This window comes from Sphingomonas yabuuchiae (assembly GCF_001477495.1).
Lineage (GTDB): Bacteria > Pseudomonadota > Alphaproteobacteria > Sphingomonadales > Sphingomonadaceae > Sphingomonas > Sphingomonas yabuuchiae_A.
Genome location: NZ_LDTF01000163.1, coordinates 1 through 1,185 on the forward strand (window position 1 = coordinate 1; position 1,185 = coordinate 1,185).

A 1,185-nucleotide genomic window follows, 5' to 3' on the forward strand; every position below is an offset into this window, starting at 1 on the left:
TGACGTGCTCCCCAAAGCTCTACCAGTCATAACTGGAGTCCGGGGTTGGTATGGTGCCCCTCGGGGCGGTGTTGCACAACCCGCCTGGCAGCATCGGCGGGCGTCAGCCCGCCAACACCACTATGCGGGCGCACATGGTTGTAGTCGTCGCGCCATAGCCGCAGCACCGAGCGGGCATGGCCAAGCGACACGAACAGCGTCTCGTTGAGGCATTCGTCGCGCAGGCGTCCGTTGAAGCTCTCGACATAGCCGTTCTGCTGCGGCTTGCCCGGTGCGATGTAGTGCCACTCGATGGGGCGCCCTTGCGTCGATCTCAGGATCGCCAAGCTGGTCAGTTCGGTGCCGTTGTCGCTGACGATCATCAGCGGCGGTCCGCCTCGGACGGCGATGATGGCGTCGAGCTCACGAGCGACACGCGCGCCTGACAGCGAGGTGTCGGCCACCAGCGCCAGGCATTCCCGCGTGAAGTCGTCGACCACCGCCAGGATGCGGATGCGACGGCCGCTGATCAGCGTATCGCTCACGAAGTCGAGGCTCCAGCGCTGGTTTGGACCTTGCGGCAGCGCCATGGGCGCTCGGGTGCCCATGGCTCGTTTGCGACCGCGCCGGCGCCTGACCCGCAGGTTCTCCTCGCGATATAGCCGCAGCAGCTTCTTGTGGTTCATGACCAGCCCCTCACGGGCCAGCATGATCCCCAGCCGCCGATAGCCGAAGCGGCGACGCTCCGCCGCGATCTCCTGTAACCGCGACCGCAGGTCGCCATCATCACTACGCCGGGGCGCGTAGCGCACCGACGTCCTGTCCACGCCGAAGATCGTACAGGCCCGACGCTCGCTGATGCCGAACAGCTGTCGAGCGTGCTCGACAGCTTTCCGCTGAGCGGCGGGCTTCACCAGTTTTTTCCCGCCACCTCCTTCAGCACGGCGTTGTCGAGCATGGCATCGGCCAGCAGCCGTTTGAGCCGGCCGTTCTCCTCCTCGAGCACCTTCAGCTTGCGTGCCTGCGACACGTCCATGCCGCCATACTTCGCCTTCCACGCGTACAGCGTCGCGCTGCTGATGCCGTGCTTACGACACACATCGGCGGTCTTCATCCCGCCCTCCTGCTCGCGCAGCACCGCGATGATCTGCTCCTCGCTGAACCTCGTCTTCTTCACGTCCGTCTCCTCACGAAGCCGGACTCTAG

At 65.4% G+C, this 1,185-nt stretch carries 1 protein-coding gene; it reads right to left on the reverse strand.

The features are described from left to right. Positions 1–26: 26 nt before the first annotated feature. A protein-coding gene (locus tag NS355_RS17865; RefSeq protein ID WP_153008289.1) for an IS3 family transposase occupies positions 27–1,156 on the reverse strand; the annotation gives its coding sequence in 2 pieces (ribosomal slippage) (positions 27–904 and positions 904–1,156; 1,131 coding nt in all). Positions 1,157–1,185: the final 29 nt, after the last annotated feature.